Below are 16,049 nucleotides of genomic sequence, written 5' to 3'. Positions count from 1 at the left end.
TGCGTAGCATCCGTCCATGGAGACGATTGAATACCACCCACGCCGGAACCAGCTCGTGTATACCTTCGGCGGGAGCGCACCGGTCCTGAAAATCATGCCGGGAACCGCACTGAAGCTGTGGTCGGAGGACGCCTTCAACAACGCACTGACGTCGGTGGATGATGTGTCCGCCGAGAAGGTGGACCTGCGCTTCGTCAATCCCCAGACCGGGCCGTTCCATGTGGAGGGCGCCGAGCCGGGGGACACCCTCGCGCTGCACATCGTGGACCTCACTCCTGCACGGTCCTACGGCGCGTCCGCGACCATTCCCTTTTTCGGCGGACTGACCAGCACCGACCGCACGGCATTCCTGCAGGAACCGCTCCCGGACACCACCTGGATCTATCATGTGGACTCGACGAGGAACACCGTCGGTTTCCAGGCACGCTTCGGGGACTTCGAGGTGGCACTTCCGCTCGAACCGATGCTCGGCACGGTGGGCGTCGCTCCGCCCGGTGGTGAGGTGCGGTCGTCGCTGGTGCCGGAGCGGTTCGGCGGCAACATGGATGCGCCCGACGTTCGGGCCGGCACCACGGTGTACCTCGGGGTCAACGTGGAGGGGGCATTGTTCTCGATCGGTGACGGCCACTACCGGCAGGGCGAGGGCGAGGCGTGCGGCACCGCCGTCGAGGGTGCCATGAACTCCACGATTCTCGTCGAACTGATCAAGGGCGGCGCTCCCGCATGGCCACGGCTCGAGACGGACACACACTGGATGGCCGTCGGATCCTCGCGCCCCATGGAGGACTCCTGGCGGATCGGGCAGCTCGAGATGGTGCGCTGGTTCGGGGAACTGTTCGGTCTGCACCGGATGGACGCCTATCAGTTGCTCACCCAGACCACGCTTGCCCCCATCGCCAATGCGGTCGATGCCAACTACAGCGTGGTGGTGAAGGCGGCGAAGCAGCTCTTCCCCGAGGCCCACGCCTACGGCGGCATGCACACGGACCTGCGCCAACGCAGCATGCAGCTCATCTGAGACCCCTCCCACCAGGAAGTAGCTATGGACCTACAACTGCACGGCAGAACGGCGCTGGTGACCGGGGGAACCCGCGGCATCGGCCGGGCCATCGTGGAATCCTTCGCTGCCGAGGGCGCCAACGTCGCCTTCTGTGCCCGGAATCCCGACGATATCGCCGACACAGAGGCAGCCCTCTCCGGGCGGGACGTGCGGGTCGCCGGGAGCGTGGTGGACATGGGCGACGGCGGCGCGGTGACCCGCTGGGTGGGATCAGTGGGGGAGGCCTTCGGCGGAATCGACATGCTGGTGAGTAACGTCAGTGCGCTCGCGATCCCCGACACCGAGGAGAACTGGGAAGCGTCACTTCGCGTCGACCTCATGGGTACTGTCCGCCTGGTGAAAGCCGCCCTGCCTTTTCTTGAGAAGAGCCCGATGGCGTCGATCGTCGCCATCTCCAGCGTCTCCGGACGTGAGGTGGACTTCGCCTCCGGGCCCTACGGAACGGTGAAGTCGGCGCTCGTCGCGTACCTGGCGGGACTGGCGTTCCAGCTCGCTGAGAAAGGCGTTCGTGCCAATACCGTCTCACCCGGCAATACCTTCCACGAGGGAGGCGTCTGGCAGAGCATCGAAGCCGGGAATCCCGAACTCTTCTCCATGGCGATGGAGCTCAACCCGACGCAGCGGATGGGCACGCCGATGGAGATCGCGGACACCGTGGTGTTCGTGTCCAGCCCTCGTTCGAGCCGCACCACGGGTGCGAACATCCTGGTGGACGGCGGCCTGTCGCGGGGGATCCAGCTCTAGCGCCTGCCGGAATCACAGCCAGGCAGGCGCTGCGGGGACCTTCCGCAGTGGAGCGCCACCCGGTGCCGACGATCCGCGTGCCGTCACCCCGGACGTTCCGCGACCGCTCGCCCACTGCGTGATCGCGGCCAGCCCGCCCGACATCACCACCACCTCGCTGTCCCCCGGGTCACTTCCCCGGACGGCGTCATCGCCGTGCCGTTCCCCGGCGTCCGGGTGCCCGTCGCCGAGCAACGTCCGGATCACGACGTCGTCGTCCGTGATCTCGATCCGGAACCCTGCGTCCGCGCCGCGGGTGATCCACGCTCCGGTGACATCATCCAGCAGGTGATCCAGCACCGCCTTCGGAAGGTCTCCGAAGTTCGCGCCGGTGTCCAGGTCGACGGCGTGCACCCACAGTTCGCGGCTCCGCATCCAAACACTTGCCGTCGCCGGGACCTCCCGCCCCTGAACGGTCCGGACGGTGTGCAGCCAGGCTTTCGCGGGCAGGTTGTCCCAGTCGGCGTCGAGCTGCTCCGCCGAGTCCCGGAACAGTTCCCGCAGTGTCACAGGGGTGAGCGTCGCGCCGGAGGCGATCTCGTCGTTGCGTACCTCCATGGACGGGTACATGGGCGTCTCCACTCCGGTCGCGGCCCAGGCGACCAGGCGGGAAATCGCCCGGGCGTTGTAGGCGATGTGCGCCACCACATGGCGGCAGCTCCATCCCGGCAGCAGCGAAGCGCCGTCGAACTCTGCGTCGCTGAGCTCCTCGAGCTTGCGGGCAAAGAAGGCTGTGCCTTGCCGTGCCTGGCGCAGGGCATCCGGGAGTGCCGGATCAGGGGCCTGATCCTGGGGAGGAAATGTCATGGTGTTCGCATCCTGCCGTCGCGGAAAGTCGGTGGCTTCGAGGATAGCTGGCCCTGCCGGTGAGAAATGGACCGGACTGATTCTCGGAGGGTTCCGGGTTGTACCCGCGGTTGATCGTGCTGTTTCATCCCTCGTTCATGTGCCGTTGACCCGCGGGATGCCGCGGCAGGGAATTCTTCGATGCGGGGGAGACGTCACTCCCCTCCAACGAAGGGAATCTTCCTGATGGCATCTCGCCTAACTCGAATCCGAACCGGAACGTCCGCCGCGGTAGTGGGATTTTCACTCCTGGCGGCACCAGCCGCCGTCGCGCAGGGTGGACCGCGGGGTGAGCCGCAGCTACAGGACAGCGCACCGATTCTCATCGGCCACCGTGGAGCCGCGGGCACCGCGCCCGAGAACACCGTCGCAGCCTTTCAGGACGGCAGGACGTCCGGCGCCGACTTCTTCGAGATCGACGTGCAGCTGAGCGCCGATGGGGTGCCGTTCCTGTTCCATGACGACACTCCTGCGCGCACCACCGATGTCGAGGAGGTGTTCCCGGGGCGTGCCGCCGATCCCATCACCTCGTTCACCTGGGCCGAGCTGCAGCAGCTCGACGCCGGCTCCTCCTTCGACGAGCGGTATGCGGGCGAGCGGATCCCTCACCTGGACGACGCCGCGAAGGTGGCCACGGCCCGGACCGGTGTCTACATCGAGATCAAGTCGCCGGTGAACTCTCCGGGAGTCGAGCAGCTCGTCGCCGATGAACTGCGGACGAATCCGGACTGGCAGAAGCTGGTCGCCTCGGGCGGGGTCCAGGTGCTGGGATTCGATGAGGCCTCCAACAGGCGGTTCGCAGGGTTTGCTCCGGACATCGAGCTGCAGCAGCTGGCCGGTGTGGTTCCCGGTCCGGCGGTGCTGGAATCGTGGGCGGGATTCGCGGATTCGGTGGGGACGAACTACCGCGTGCTGACCCCGCAGAACGTGTCCGATGTGAAGGCCGCGGGACTCGTCATGGGCGTGTACACGGTCAACTCGCCCGAGGCCGTCCAGGCGTCGATCGACCTGGGCGTGGATGCCGTGACCACGGACTTCCCCATCCAGACCGCACGCTTCCTTTCGGACGTACCGGTGTTCCCGGGAAGTGGCGTGGAGATCGCGGACTCGGTGAACAATCCCGCAGGTGACGACGTCCAGCCCGACAATGGCGAGTACGTGCTGCTGCGCAACACGAGCAACCGCAGTGTCGACGTCAGCGGTTTTCTTCTCCGGGATGCGGCGAACAACGTGCTCACCGTGGGGACCGGCTACGTGCTCGACGCCGGCGCCGAGCTGCGGGTTCACACCGGACCGGGCACCAACACGGCGGGTGCCTACTACAACGGCCTTCCCGCCTCCGTGCTGAACAACGGCGGCGACTCCGTGGCGCTCTGGACCCCGGAGGACAAGCTTCAGGACGTCTTCGCCAACTAGGGAACGAGCCCATCCAGGGCGCACCCCACCGTCGTCAACACGACCCGCCGGTCTCGGCACTTACCGCCGGCGGGACGCCGCAGCCTATCCGCGGAGCCGGGTCATGCCCGGGTCCACCAGGGGTTCGGCCGTCACCGTCGCATGAATCCGCTGCCCGAAGTACTCGATGTGAACGGCGTCGCCGACGTCCACTCCCGCCGGGAGCCACGCGTAGGCGATGGGCCGGTGCACCGAGTAGCCATAGGCTGCGCTGGTCACGTATCCCGCTGCCTCTCCATCCACGTACACCGGTTCCTTGCCGAGCACCATCGAGGAACCGTCGTCGATGGTGAGGCAGCGGAGCACCTTCGTGGCGGGCTCGTCGCGGTGCTTCTTCAGCGCCTCGAAGCCGACGAAGCCCTCCTTGTCCTGATGTACCGAGAAGCCGAGGCCGGCCTGGTCGGGATGGTGCTCAGGGGTCATGTCGGTACCCCACAGCCGGTACCCTTTCTCAAGGCGCAGACTGTTGAACGCACCCCGCCCGGCCGCGACGATGCCGGACTCCCGGCCCGCCTCCATCAGGACATCCCACAGCTTCAGCCCGTTCTCGGCGGAGGTGTAGAGCTCCCATCCGAGCTCGCCGACGTAGGAGAGGCGCAGCGCCGTCACGGGAATCCCGCCGATCGTGACCTCGGTCGTGCGGAAGTACTTCAGGGTGGTGTTCGTGAAGTCGTCGTCGCTGACCCTGCCGACGACGTCGCGGGCCAGCGGCCCCCAGAGTCCGATGCAGCAGGTGCCGCCCGTGATGTCGCTGACGTGCACCCACTGGAACGGGTCGGCGGCGCTCTGGCGCGCGGCCTCCGTGCGGAGATGGTCGAAATCGATGTTCCCGTTGACGCCGCACTGGAAGGTGCGCTCGCCGGTCCTGGCTACCGTGATGTCGCTGCGGATACCGCCGTCGCCGCCCAGGATCAGGCAGTACGTCACCGCGCCCGGCTTCTTCGCGATGTTCCCGGTGGTGAGCCGCTGCAGCAGCGCCAGCGCTCCCGGCCCGGTGACGACCAGGCGCTTGAGCGGGGTCATGTCATACAGCGCGACGGCGGTGCGCGTCTTCCACGCCTCGGCGGCGGAGATGGGGGAGCTGAACTGCGCCGACCAGGGATCCCGCTCCGGGGGGTGCCACTCGGGTGGGAGTTCCTGCAGCAGGTCCCGATTCGCCTCGAACCAGTGGGGACGCTCCCAGCCGGCCGACTCGAGGAAGTAGGCGCCCAGTTCCTGCTGGCGGACGGCAAACGGGCTGACCCGGAGGCCGCGCGGGGACTTCCGCGGCTGCAGCGGGTGCAGGATGTCGTAGATCTCCACGAAGTTCTGCTGCGACGTTTCGCTCACATACTCGGCAGTGGTCTGGACCGGCTCGAAGCGGGTGATGTCGCACTCGTGCAGTGGAGTGCGGGACTGTCCCTCGATGAGCAGTTCGGCCATGGCCTTCGCGACGCCGGCGGAGTGCGTGACCCATACGGCTTCGGCGAGGTAGAAGCCCTCGACGTCGGGGGACTGGCCGAGGAGGGGTCCGCCGTCGGGCGTGAAGGAGAAGATGCCGTTGAAGCCGTCTTCGATCTCCACTCGCCGGAGCGCCGGCAGCAGGTTGCGGCTGTCCTCCCAGGAGGGCAGGAAGTCCGCTGCCGTGAACTCCAGGCGGGACGGCATGCGGTGCGCCGACATGTCGGCTGCGTCCACTGCGGGGAGGTCGTCGAGGTTCACGGGCATCGGGCGGTGTGCGTAGGATCCGATGCCGATCCGGTCGCCGTGCTCACGGAAGTACAGGTCCTTGTCCTGGTAACGCAGGATCGGCAGCCGCGCGCCGTCGGGAAGCTCGTTCAGTCCGCCGAGCTCCGGCAGCGCCGTCGTCGTCACGTACTGGTGGGCCAGGGGCAGCAGCGGCACCGGAGTGTTCACCATTTTCCCGATCTTCGGCCCCCAGAACCCGGCGCAGGAGACCACGATGTCGGCGGGCACCACGCCGTCGGGCGTTGCAACACCGGTGACCCTGCCATGAGCCTGTTCGATGCCGCTCACCGGCGTCGAGCCCAGGAAGCTCACGCCCCGCTCGGAGGCCCGGCTGATCAGCAGTTGGACGGCACGGGCGGAGGAGGCCAGTCCGTCGGTCGGGATGTGCAGGCCGCCCAGGGCTGTGCCGCGGCCCAGCAGTGGATAGTGCTTTTCGCATTCGTCGGGGTCGATGAGGCGGGCCTCCACGCCCCACGATGCCGCGTAGCCCAGTTTGCGCTTGAGGTCGTGGAGGCGGGCCTCCGTGGTGGCGATCTCGAGGCCGCCGACCTGACGAAAGCAGGACACCCCGTCCCGGCTGAGGGACAGCAGCTTCTGCACCGTGTAGGAGGCGAACTCCGTCATGGTCTTCGACGGATTGGTCTGGAACACGAGTCCCGGTGCATGGGACGAGGAGCCGCCGGCCAGATGCAGCGGCCCCTGCTCGATCACCGTGACCTCCCTCCACCCGCGGGCCGACAGTTCGTCGGCCAGGTTGGCCCCGACGATGCCTGCACCGATGATGACGACGCGCGGGCTGGTGCTCATACGGTTCTCCTGGTGGTGCTTCTCATGGGGCTTTGCGTCGGGCTTTGTGTGGTGCTTCGGGTGGAGGACGACTTCTAGGTGAAGACGACGGTGCGCGTGGCGTTGAGCAGGATGCGGTGCTGGCAGTGCCAGCGGACGGCCCGGGCCAATGCCTGTGCCTCGGCATCGCGGCCGACGGTCACGAGGGCCTCGGCATCCTGGCTGTGGTCGACGCGGAACACTTCCTGCTCGATGATCGGACCTTCGTCGAGGTCCGGGGTCACGTAGTGGGCGGTGGCGCCCATGAGCTTGACGCCGCGGTCGTAGGCCTGGTGGTAGGGCCTGGCGCCCTTGAACCCGGGGAGGAACGAGTGGTGGATGTTGATCGCCCGGCCGCGCAGCGCCGTGCACAGCTCGTTCGAGAGCACCTGCATGTACCGGGCGAGGACTACGAGGTCGGCGTCGTACTGCTCCACCAGCTCCAGGAGGCGCCGCTCGGCGTCGGGTTTGGACGCTGACGTGACGGGAACATGGATGAAGGGGAGGCCGGCCGCTTCGGCCATGGGCCGGAGGTCCTCGTGATTCGAGACGACGACCGCGATCTCCGCACCGAGGCTCCCGGCCCGCCACCGGAATATGAGGTCGTTCAGGCAGTGCCCGAACTTCGAGACCATGATCAGGAGCCGCTGGGGGCGTCCGTCGTGGATGGTGAAGTCCATGCCGAAGCGTCCGGCGATTCCGGCGAACTGATCGGTGAGCTCGTCGGCGGTGAAGAAGCGCTCGCCGGGAGTGAAGGCCGTGCGGAGGAAAAGGGTGCCGCTGATGTGATCGTCGAACTGCTGGTGTTCGGAGATGTCGAAGCCGCGTTCGGCCAGGAAGCTGGTGACCGCGCAGACGATGCCGGACCGTTCTGGGCAGGCGAGCGTCAGGACGAAGCGGGGTATCGGTGTTGCGCTTGAGGACGGATGGAGCGGGGCGGCGGTCGGGCCGGGCCCTTCGGCGGCTCCGGTTCCGGTCCTGGTAGCGGCGGTGGCGGCCGCTGGGCCGCTGGCGCTCAGAATCGAGGTGGTCATGCGCGGGTCCCGTCCACTGTCACTCCCGGAGGAAGGTTGGGCGCCTGCTCGGATTCCTCGATCATGATGTCGCCGTCCACGACGAAGACCTGATGGGCGCGGACGCCACGCTTTGCGGGCGGCGCGTCGACGGCGCCGGTGCGGAGATCGAATTTGGAGGCGTGCAGCGGACATTCCACCTCGCAGTCCTCCACCCAGCCGTCCGCGAGGGAGGCGTCCTGGTGGGTGCAGGTGTCATCGAGTGCAAACAGCTCGCCCTCCTCGGTGTGGAAGACGGCGATGGGCGGTGAGGTGTTGAGGCGGAGGGCGTCGCCCGGGGCAAGATCCTTCAGGGGACACGCTCTATGCAATGTTCGGCCTTTCCTCTGCCAGACTGCTCTCATTCGACAATCGAGTTCCGCAATGATCAACACCGATCACAATATGAAACAGCGTGGACCTCGACGACCGGCGCTGTCAAGGGTTGGGGGTGGTTGACAGCACTCATCCTTATACCGCACGCTGTTTCGTATTACGATCACGGTTGCGTAACGCGCAACCTCAGGAGGTTAGATGCAAATGCTCGCGGTTATCGGTGCGTCACTGGCGGGGCTTTCCGCAGCCCGGGCCGCAAGGGCACAGGGTTTCGACGGCCGCCTGGTGATGATCGGGGACGAGCCGGAGCGGCCGTACGACCGGCCTCCGCTGTCGAAGGGCTTCCTGCTGGGCCATCATCTGGCCCAGGATCTCCTGCTTGAGAACGCCGATGACAACCTCGAGGCGGAGTGGCTGCTGGGGGTAGGGGCACGCGCACTCGACGCAGCATCCCGGACCATCACGCTCGACGACGGCGGAACGGTCACCGCCGACCACCTGGTGATCGCGACCGGCGCCACTGCCCGCAGCTGCCCCGAGTTCGCCGGGATAGGAAACGCCTTCACCCTGCGGACGCTCGACGATGCACGAAATCTTGCGCCCCATCTTGCGCCGGGCAAGCGACTGGTGGTGATCGGTGCCGGGTTCATCGGTTCCGAAGTCGCCTCTGCCGCGACGACGCTCGGGATGCAGGTCACCGTGGTCAGTTCCGATCCGGTGCCCTTCAGCAGACAACTCGGTTCCACCCTGGGCTGGGTGGTGGCAGGGCTGCACGAGCGCCACGGCGTCGAGCTGGTATCCGGCACCCGGGTGAAGGAAGTCCACTCAAGCGCCGGCTGGGCCACCGGAGTCACGCTCGACAACGGACGGTACCTGGCCGCCGACGTCGTCCTGCTGGGTGTCGGTGCGCAGCCGAATACCGGCTGGCTCGCCGGTTCCGGGCTGGCCCTCGGCGACGGCGTCCTGTGCGACGAGGCCGGGCGCACGGGCAGCCCCGGCATTGTTGCTGTAGGGGACTGCGCGGCGTGGTTCGATCCGGCCGCGGGAAGGCACCGGCGTCTTGAGCACTGGACCGGAGCCCTCGAGCGCCCGGCGCTGGCGGTCGCTGCGCTGCTCGGAGGCGGTGCGGCCATGCCGGCCGCCAAGCCGCCGTACTTCTGGTCCGACCAGTACGGAACCACCATCCAGTTCGCGGGGAATGCTGAATCCTCCGACCGTGTGGAGGTCGAGGCGGGGGACCTGCTCTCGCTCACCTTCCTCGCCGTGTATTACCGCGGCGAAGATCCGGTGGCGGTCCTCGGACTCAACCAGCCGCGGCTGTTCACGAAGTGGCGCCGAACGCTCACCCGGCCGCTCACCCTGCCACTCGGCAGTTCCGTGGCCGGCGCTTCTTTGGTAGGCAGTCTCGTGGCCGGCAGTCCCATCGCCGGCGCGCACAGTGCCGCCCTCGTGGAGGATGCCCCGGCCCTCTCCAGCTATCTGGTGTCCTGACGCCTACTCGTTCTGTCGACCATTCTTATGGATGTTCCCTTCTCTACTCCGCTTCACCCTTCCGCTTCGACTTCCCTCTTCCCCGCGCCTGCTAGGAGCATTCCGTGAGTACCGAGATCACCGCCCCGGATTCCATCAACACCCCCAGCCTCATTCCGACGCTGCCGGGTTCGACGTATGTGGACGAAACCGTGTTTCGCGTTGAGCAGGAGCGGATTTTCGAGCAGATGTGGTTCTGCGCCGTATGGGCCGCTGACCTGGACAAGCCGGGAGCCTACAAGACCGTGCAGATCGGTCGTGAGAGCATTCTGGTGAGCAGGACACGCAAGGGGCAGATCCGTGCGTTCTACAACGTGTGCCGTCACCGTGGCGTCAAATTGTGCATGGAGGAGTCGGGACAGGCCGCGAGGTCCTTCCAGTGCCCGTACCATGCCTGGACCTACGATTTCGAGGGCAAGCTCATCGCCGCCCCGAACCTCACCAAGATGCCGGATATCGACCGCACCGAATACGGTTTGGTCAACGTGCACGTGCGTGAGTACCTCGGGTATGTGTGGCTGTGCCTGGCGGACGAGCCGCCGTCGTTCGAAGAGGATGTGATGGGCGCCATCGAGGAGCGGCTGGGGGACCTGCGCGCAATCGAGGGGTACGACGTCGCGAACCTCAGCCTCGGCCGACGAATCACGTACGACGTGAAGGCGAACTGGAAGCTCATCATCGAGAACTTCATGGAGTGCTATCACTGCGCCACGATCCACCCCGAACTGACCGAGGTGCTGCCCGAGTTCGCTGACGGGCTCGCGGCACAGTTCTTCGTGGGGCATGGCGCAGAGTTCGGCGGCGATGTCCAGGGCTTCACGGTGGACGGCTCGGAGGGGCTGGAGCGCATCCCCGGAATCGATGAGGACCAGGATCGCCGCTACTACGCGATCACCATCAAGCCCACGGTCTTCGTGAACCTCGTGCCTGACCACGTGATCATTCACCGCATGTTCCCGCTCGCGGTGGACCGCACCGTCGTGGAGTGCGACTGGCTCTATCTGCCGAGTGTCGTCGAGAGCGGCAAGGACCTCAGCGCATCAGTGGAGCTGTTCCACCGCGTGAACCAGCAGGACTTCGATGCCTGCGAACGTTGCCAGCCGGCCATGGGGTCGAAGGTCTACGCCAAGGGCGGCGTGCTGGTGCCGAGCGAGCACCACATCAGCGTGTTCCATGACTGGGTGAGCAGCAAACTGCTGTAGGGCGTGCGGGCGGCGACGGCAACGGCCGGCTAGCTCCCCGCGTAACCCATCCGGTTGCTGATCAGCTCTCCGGCCTCCTTCAACCCGGGGAGTACGGCGGCTATCCGCTCCTCATCAAGACGGAACGCCGGCCCGGAAAGGCTCACCGCGCCGACGATGTTGCCGCGGTGGCCGCGAACAGGGACGGCAACTGCATTGAGACCCGTTTCGAACTCCTCGAGGACGGCGGCATACCCGTTTTCGGTGACTTTGGCGAGTTCCGTCTCGAGGGCTTCCCGTGAGGTGATGGTCCTCGGTGTCAGGCCGGGCAGCCCGGTTCCCTCAAGGATGCGGCTCCGTTCCTCCTCGTCGAGAGCGGCCAGCAACACCTTGCCGCTCGAGGTGGCGTGCAGGGGGGTGAGGCTGCCGATCCAGTCATGGGTGGAGAGCGACGACGGGCCCCTGGCCTGGTCCACATTGACCGCGGCAGTGGCATGCAGGACGGCGAGATTGACGGTTTCCTTGAACTCGTTCGCGAGGGACCGCAGCACCGGTTGTGCCTGCTGCACCAGGCTCAGCCTGCCCGGGATGGAGCTGGCCAGCCGCAGGACCCCGAATCCCAACTGGTACTTGCCCCGCTCGCTGTTCTGCTGCACGAGGTCACGGGCGACGAGGGCACCGAGCAACCGTGATGCCGTGGATTTGTGGATGCCCATTTCCTTCGCGATGTCGCTGACCCCGGCGTCGCCGTCGCGGGCCAGTATCTCGAGGACACCGACGGCCCGGTCAACGGACTGCACGCCGCCCTGCTGGACGGGGTCCTGCGGGAGGCCAGGGGAGCGTTCTGCATCGGAGACCATGTTTCATCCTCCCAGACCGGTCGAGAGGCGGACTAATTGCCGGCCCGATGTGCGCCGAGGAACAAGCACCGGGATGTCGGTGTGTCGCTGCGGGAATGGCTGGCGCGCCTGCGTCGTTACAGGAAATAGATGCATAAGCATGCAATTAACGATGGAGGCTTCCATGCAAATCGGAGTATTTTCGGTCAGCGACATCACGCGGGATCCCATCACGGGACGCATTCCGACTGAGCATGAGCGGATCAAGGCTGCTGTCACGATCGCGAAGAAGGTCGAGGACATCGGCATGGACGTGCGTGCGACCGGAGAGCACCACAACCCGCCGTTCTACGCCAGCTCGCCGACCACACTTCTCGGCTACATCGCCGCGCAGACGGAGCGGATCATCCTTTCCACGGCCACGACGCTGATCACCACCAATGATCCCGTGAAGATCGCCGAGAACTTCGCCACCCTCCAGCATCTGTCTGATGGCCGCGTCGACCTCGTCCTTGGACGTGGCAACACTGCCCCTGTCTACCCGTGGTTCGGCAAGAACATGCAGGACAGCGTGGAGCTGACGATCGAGAACTACAGCCTGCTGCGTGACCTCGAGCTATACCAGTGCCGCGCTGGACCGGACCTTCGGGTTGGCGCTGATCCGGAACGGCCGCAACCGGATCGGCGAAACGCTGGTGGCGCCGGTGGGGAACCAGCTCGTCGACGTGGTAATCGGGGAGACCGTGCTGTATGACGCAGAAGGGAGCCGCCGCGATGGCTGAGCACTCGGCAACACTGGATCTCGAACAGGGTGCTTTCGGGCAGGACGACTCCCGCGCAAGCCCCTCCGCGTCGACCGGTCTCGGGTCTACCGGAAGCGGCATCCCCGATCTCCGCAGCCTGCGGCGAAGTCCGCTGGGCCACCTCACGGAGGCGATCACTGCCGGCGAGGTGAAGGGAGAGCGGGCTGTCCGGCTGCGGGAGTTGCCGTTCCTCACCATGATCGGGTTGCGGGCGGAACCCGGGTCGGCGACAGCATCAGCATTCGAAGGCATCCTCGGCATCCTCGGCATTCGAAGGCATCCTCGGCTTCCACCTTCCGGAGCGGTGCAGCCAGGTCGCGGACGCCGACGGCGCCGGCGGTAGTGACGCTCGCGGCGGTGATGCGTCAGCGTTTGCGGTTACCAGCGGCGATGCGGCAACTTCTGACGGCGATCGTCTGGATGATCAGGCCGCAGGCCCTGCCAAAGGCAAGGTGCCCGGTGCAGCCGTTCTATGGCAGGGTCCCGACGAGTTCCTTCTGCTTGCACCGGGAGGAGCATGGGTGTTCCCGCAGTTGATGGCGGCTCTGGGTGACCTGCCGGGCGCCGTCGTCGACCTGTCCGCCAACCGGACCACGCTGGAGCTCTCCGGCCCGTCGGCTCGAGGAGTCCTCGAGAAGCTTTGCGCGGCGGATCTGCATCCGCGGTCCTTGCCGGTGCATAGTGCGGTGTCGACGCAGCTGGGCCTGGTGCCGGTGGTGTTGTGGCGGATCGCTGCGCAGACCTACCGCGTGATGCCGAGGGCTTCCTTCGCCGAATATGCGGCAAGGCTCCTGCTTGATGGGATGATCGAATTCGCGTCTCCCGAGGTGCTGTAATCCGCGGCTGAAAAGCAGGGTGTTCTGCCTCTTGACCTCTATCCTGGCGGAGGCCTGACCTGAAGCCCCACCTCGTGGGAACGTCCTTCCGATCGCCACGTCGACCCCCTGGACGCGTCGAACGTGCATCCCTGAAGAGGCCTGCACCGTCAACCGGCCGTAGACAAATGCGCGCGCTTGCCGGCGAGGGCATGAGCGAACGGTAGAGGCAGCAAAACCCCGCGCGGAATGTTGACCGTCCAGCGTAGGCTGCGGCACTTCCCGGTGAAACCTCGACGTGCTGGCCGGACCACGCCGGTCCCCCTGTGGCGCCTTCTTCCCGCTGGAAAGTACTCGTCATTCCGGGTTGGAGCAGTCAATGGATGAAGCAAGAGCAAAAATCACGGCAGTGGTATGTACTGCGGTCTTCGCTGCTGGGCTCACGCCCAGCGCGGCTTTCGCGCACGGTGGGTCGTCGGGCAATTCAGGTTCATCGGGCTACGCGTCCAGTCGGGAAGTGGCGTTCAAGGTCCTGAGAGCCACCGCGCGGTATACTTGGCTGGATAGGGCTCTCAAGGACGGCTATGAGCGTGTCTCGGAGTGCGTGGAGTTGCCGGGCACAGGAGCAATGGGCGTGCACTATGCGAAAGGCAAGCTCATTGACGAAAAGATCGACGCCACGAAACCGGAAGCGCTGGTGTATATGCCTGTGAAATACGGCAAGTACAAGGTCTATCGGCTCGTCGCGGCGGAGTTCCTGTCTACGGCAGAGGAGGCGCCGGTCCTCGGAGGGATTACTTTCGATTCGGAAGCGGCGAATTCGAAGGCACCGTACAGACACTCCCTACATGCGTGGGTCTGGAAGCATAACCCGGCAGGGATGTTCGCCCCGTGGAATCCGAGCATCAGCTGCCCGACCAAGTAAAGGCGCCGACTGAGCACTGAAACTACGGCGGCGTTCCCACCCGGGGGGCCCCGCCGTCGTTCCCGGTGCGGTTCCCACACGTATTCGCGGAAACTTGGGAACGTGTGGTGGGTGTACAACGCCGACACCCACCATTGCTGCACAAGATCGTGCAGGAGCGCGCATGACTCCGGATGACGCGGCCGCATCGACTCCGCCGTCGCGGGTCGTCTAGGCTTGAAACCAAGAATCAAGAGCTCCAACGCAAAACCCTGGTTCGTTGGACGGCAACCCTCTCGCTGTAGTGGGGTGCCCCAGGTGAGGATTCGGCCCGGCGGAATGCGCGCGGGCAAGTATGGCGCTCCCTCCGCGGCGGTGCCCGACAGCTCAAGGAGTGCAATGCCTGAGAACACGCCACGCCAGATCCGCTTCAACGCCTTCGACATGAACTGCGTAGGCCACCAGTCCCCGGGGCTGTGGCGTCACCCCGACGACCAGTCCCACCGGTACAAGGATCTTCATTACTGGGCAGACCTCGCGAAGACCCTCGAAAAGGGCTTCTTCGACGGCATCTTCATCGCGGACGTCCTCGGCACGTACGACGTCTACGGCGGCTCCAACGAAGCCACCCTGCGCCAGGGCACCCAGACGCCGGTCAACGACCCGTTCCTGCTCGTCTCGGCCATGGCGCTGGTCACCGAACACCTCGGATTCGGTGTCACGGCAGGCACGGCCTACGAGCACCCGTATCCCTTCGCGCGCCGGCTCTCGACGCTCGATCACCTGACGAACGGCCGCGTCGGATGGAACGTCGTCACCGGGTATCTGCCCTCTGCCGCCCGCAACATGGGCAGCAAGGACCAGCTCGAGCACGACGAGCGCTACAACCACGCCGACGAGTACCTCGAGGTGCTCTACAAGCTCCTCGAAGGTTCGTGGGAGGATGACGCCGTGGTCCGCGATGCTGAGAACGGCATCTTCACCGATCCCTCGAAGGTCCACGAGATCGGGCACGACGGCAAATACTTCACCGTTCCCGGAATCCACCTCAGTGAGCCGTCACCGCAGCGCACGCCGGTCATCTACCAGGCGGGTGCATCCTCGAGGGGTGTCGAGTTCGCCGCAGGGAACGCCGAGGCCGTGTTCGTCGCATCTCCCACGAAGGCCATGCTGAAGGACACCGTGCGGAAGGTCCGCGACGCCGTCGAGGCCGCCGGCCGCGACCGCTACTCGGTGCGCATCTACACGCTGCTCACCATCATTACCGACGAAACCGAGGAAAAGGCGCACGCCAAGCACGAGGACTACAAGAAGTACGTCAGCTACGAGGGCGCCCTCGTCCTCCTGTCCGGCTGGCTCGGAATCGATCTCTCGGTCTACGACCCCGACGAACCCCTCGGCAACGTCAAGTCCAACGCCATCCAGTCCGCCGTCGCGAACTTCCAGAAGGTGAACGACGACGGTACCCCCTGGACCGTGCGCGACATCGCCGAATCGGCAGGGATCGGCGGACTCGGCCCCCGCATGGTCGGCTCGGGCGCGCAGATCGCCGAGGAGCTGCAGTCGTGGGTCGAGGAGACCGACGTCGACGGTTTCAACCTTGCCTACGCGGTCACGCCCGGCACCTTCGAGGACATCATCAAGTACGTGGTGCCCGAGCTCCAGAAGCGCGGCGCCTACCCCACGGAGTATGCGGAGGGAACCCTGAGGAACAAGCTCTTCGGCAAGGGTGACCGGCTTCCCGACGAGCACCGCGGCAGCAGCTTCCGTCTGCAGACCGCCCGGCGCTGACGCACCCCTGCGCGGGCCGCCGGGCGAGGTTGCGCAGGTGCGGCCGGCTTAGATTGCGCAGTAGCGGCGGGTGTTCGACGGGCTGTCTCTAATGATTAGCG

General features: G+C 66.0%; 14 protein-coding genes, 2 pseudogenes and 1 riboswitch. Of the genes and pseudogenes, 11 read left to right on the top strand and 5 right to left on the bottom strand.

Going from position 1 to position 16,049, the window contains the following annotated elements; translation table 11 throughout:
- Window positions 1–16 precede the first annotated feature (16 nt).
- Together Y704_RS0104570 and Y704_RS0104565 are read left to right on the top strand one after the other, a co-directional pair.
- The gene (locus Y704_RS0104570; RefSeq protein WP_026549230.1) at window positions 17–1,018 is read left to right on the top strand and encodes an acetamidase/formamidase family protein; all 1,002 of its coding nucleotides are present in this window, start codon (window positions 17–19) and stop codon (window positions 1,016–1,018) included.
- Window positions 1,019–1,042: 24 nt separating this feature from the next.
- Entirely contained in the window at window positions 1,043–1,804 is a 762-nt protein-coding gene (locus Y704_RS0104565) for an SDR family NAD(P)-dependent oxidoreductase (protein ID WP_026549229.1), read from the top strand.
- A gap of 12 nt (window positions 1,805–1,816) precedes the next feature.
- Here the strand turns inward: Y704_RS0104565 and Y704_RS0104560 are convergent, their stop codons facing one another.
- Window positions 1,817–2,650, bottom strand: coding sequence for a maleylpyruvate isomerase family mycothiol-dependent enzyme (locus Y704_RS0104560; protein WP_026549228.1), 834 nt, complete (start codon window positions 2,648–2,650; stop codon window positions 1,817–1,819).
- 273 nt (window positions 2,651–2,923) lie between these two features.
- On the opposite strand from Y704_RS0104560, the gene Y704_RS0104555 reads away from it, so the two are divergent.
- Window positions 2,924–4,105, top strand: a complete 1,182-nt coding sequence (locus tag Y704_RS0104555) for a glycerophosphodiester phosphodiesterase family protein (protein ID WP_343212812.1) — start codon at window positions 2,924–2,926, stop codon at window positions 4,103–4,105.
- An 84-nt stretch (window positions 4,106–4,189) separates the two neighbouring features.
- Here the strand turns inward: Y704_RS0104555 and Y704_RS0104550 are convergent, their stop codons facing one another.
- The 3 genes from Y704_RS0104550 to Y704_RS0104540 all read right to left on the bottom strand — a co-directional run bounded on the left by Y704_RS0104550 (window position 4,190) and on the right by Y704_RS0104540 (window position 8,081).
- Window positions 4,190–6,679 (bottom strand): GcvT family protein, encoded by a 2,490-nt coding sequence (locus Y704_RS0104550; protein WP_026549226.1) that lies wholly within the window; start codon window positions 6,677–6,679, stop codon window positions 4,190–4,192.
- 74 nt (window positions 6,680–6,753) lie between these two features.
- Window positions 6,754–7,731, bottom strand: a complete 978-nt coding sequence (gene purU, locus Y704_RS0104545) for a formyltetrahydrofolate deformylase (RefSeq protein WP_081747400.1) — start codon at window positions 7,729–7,731, stop codon at window positions 6,754–6,756.
- Window positions 7,728–8,081 (bottom strand): bifunctional 3-phenylpropionate/cinnamic acid dioxygenase ferredoxin subunit, encoded by a 354-nt coding sequence (locus Y704_RS0104540; protein ID WP_026549224.1) that lies wholly within the window; start codon window positions 8,079–8,081, stop codon window positions 7,728–7,730. Before Y704_RS0104540 ends, purU begins: the two co-directional genes overlap by 4 nt.
- 202 nt (window positions 8,082–8,283) lie before the next feature.
- Between Y704_RS0104540 and Y704_RS18995 the strand changes: the two genes are divergently transcribed.
- A complete protein-coding gene (locus Y704_RS18995) occupies window positions 8,284–9,576 on the top strand; it encodes an NAD(P)/FAD-dependent oxidoreductase (protein ID WP_081747399.1) in 1,293 nt (430 codons plus the stop codon).
- A 104-nt stretch (window positions 9,577–9,680) separates the two neighbouring features.
- Complete coding sequence (locus tag Y704_RS0104530) at window positions 9,681–10,817, top strand: aromatic ring-hydroxylating oxygenase subunit alpha (protein ID WP_051476692.1); 1,137 nt, start codon at window positions 9,681–9,683, stop codon at window positions 10,815–10,817.
- A 29-nt stretch (window positions 10,818–10,846) separates the two neighbouring features.
- Here Y704_RS0104530 and Y704_RS0104525 read toward each other — a convergent pair whose 3' ends face one another.
- The gene (locus Y704_RS0104525) at window positions 10,847–11,656 is read right to left on the bottom strand and encodes an IclR family transcriptional regulator (protein WP_026549222.1); all 810 of its coding nucleotides are present in this window, start codon (window positions 11,654–11,656) and stop codon (window positions 10,847–10,849) included.
- 163 nt (window positions 11,657–11,819) lie between these two features.
- Between Y704_RS0104525 and Y704_RS18990 the strand changes: the two are divergent.
- From Y704_RS18990 to Y704_RS0104505, 6 genes and pseudogenes are all read left to right on the top strand, one after another.
- A pseudogene (locus Y704_RS18990) lies at window positions 11,820–12,242 on the top strand (LLM class flavin-dependent oxidoreductase); the annotation flags it as partial.
- A pseudogene (locus Y704_RS23900) lies at window positions 12,241–12,417 on the top strand (glycine cleavage T C-terminal barrel domain-containing protein); the annotation flags it as partial. The pseudogenes Y704_RS18990 and Y704_RS23900, both read left to right, overlap by 2 nt.
- Entirely contained in the window at window positions 12,386–12,781 is a 396-nt protein-coding gene (locus tag Y704_RS18985; RefSeq protein WP_035771635.1) for a hypothetical protein, read from the top strand. The pseudogene Y704_RS23900 and the gene Y704_RS18985, both read left to right, overlap by 32 nt.
- Before the next feature lie 178 nt (window positions 12,782–12,959).
- Window positions 12,960–13,274, top strand: coding sequence for a sarcosine oxidase subunit gamma (locus Y704_RS23250; RefSeq protein WP_343212811.1), 315 nt, complete (start codon window positions 12,960–12,962; stop codon window positions 13,272–13,274).
- A gap of 358 nt (window positions 13,275–13,632) precedes the next feature.
- Window positions 13,633–14,178 (top strand): hypothetical protein, encoded by a 546-nt coding sequence (locus Y704_RS23245; RefSeq protein ID WP_026549220.1) that lies wholly within the window; start codon window positions 13,633–13,635, stop codon window positions 14,176–14,178.
- A 227-nt stretch (window positions 14,179–14,405) separates the two neighbouring features.
- Window positions 14,406–14,519, top strand: a riboswitch (SAM riboswitch).
- A gap of 37 nt (window positions 14,520–14,556) precedes the next feature.
- On the top strand, window positions 14,557–15,948 hold the full coding sequence (locus Y704_RS0104505; RefSeq protein WP_026549219.1) for an LLM class flavin-dependent oxidoreductase: 1,392 nt from the start codon (window positions 14,557–14,559) through the stop codon (window positions 15,946–15,948).
- Window positions 15,949–16,049 lie beyond the last annotated feature (101 nt).

The organism is Arthrobacter sp. Br18 (assembly GCF_000520555.1).
Taxonomy (GTDB): domain Bacteria; phylum Actinomycetota; class Actinomycetes; order Actinomycetales; family Micrococcaceae; genus Arthrobacter_D.
This window is presented reverse-complemented; position numbering and strand designations above follow the sequence as displayed.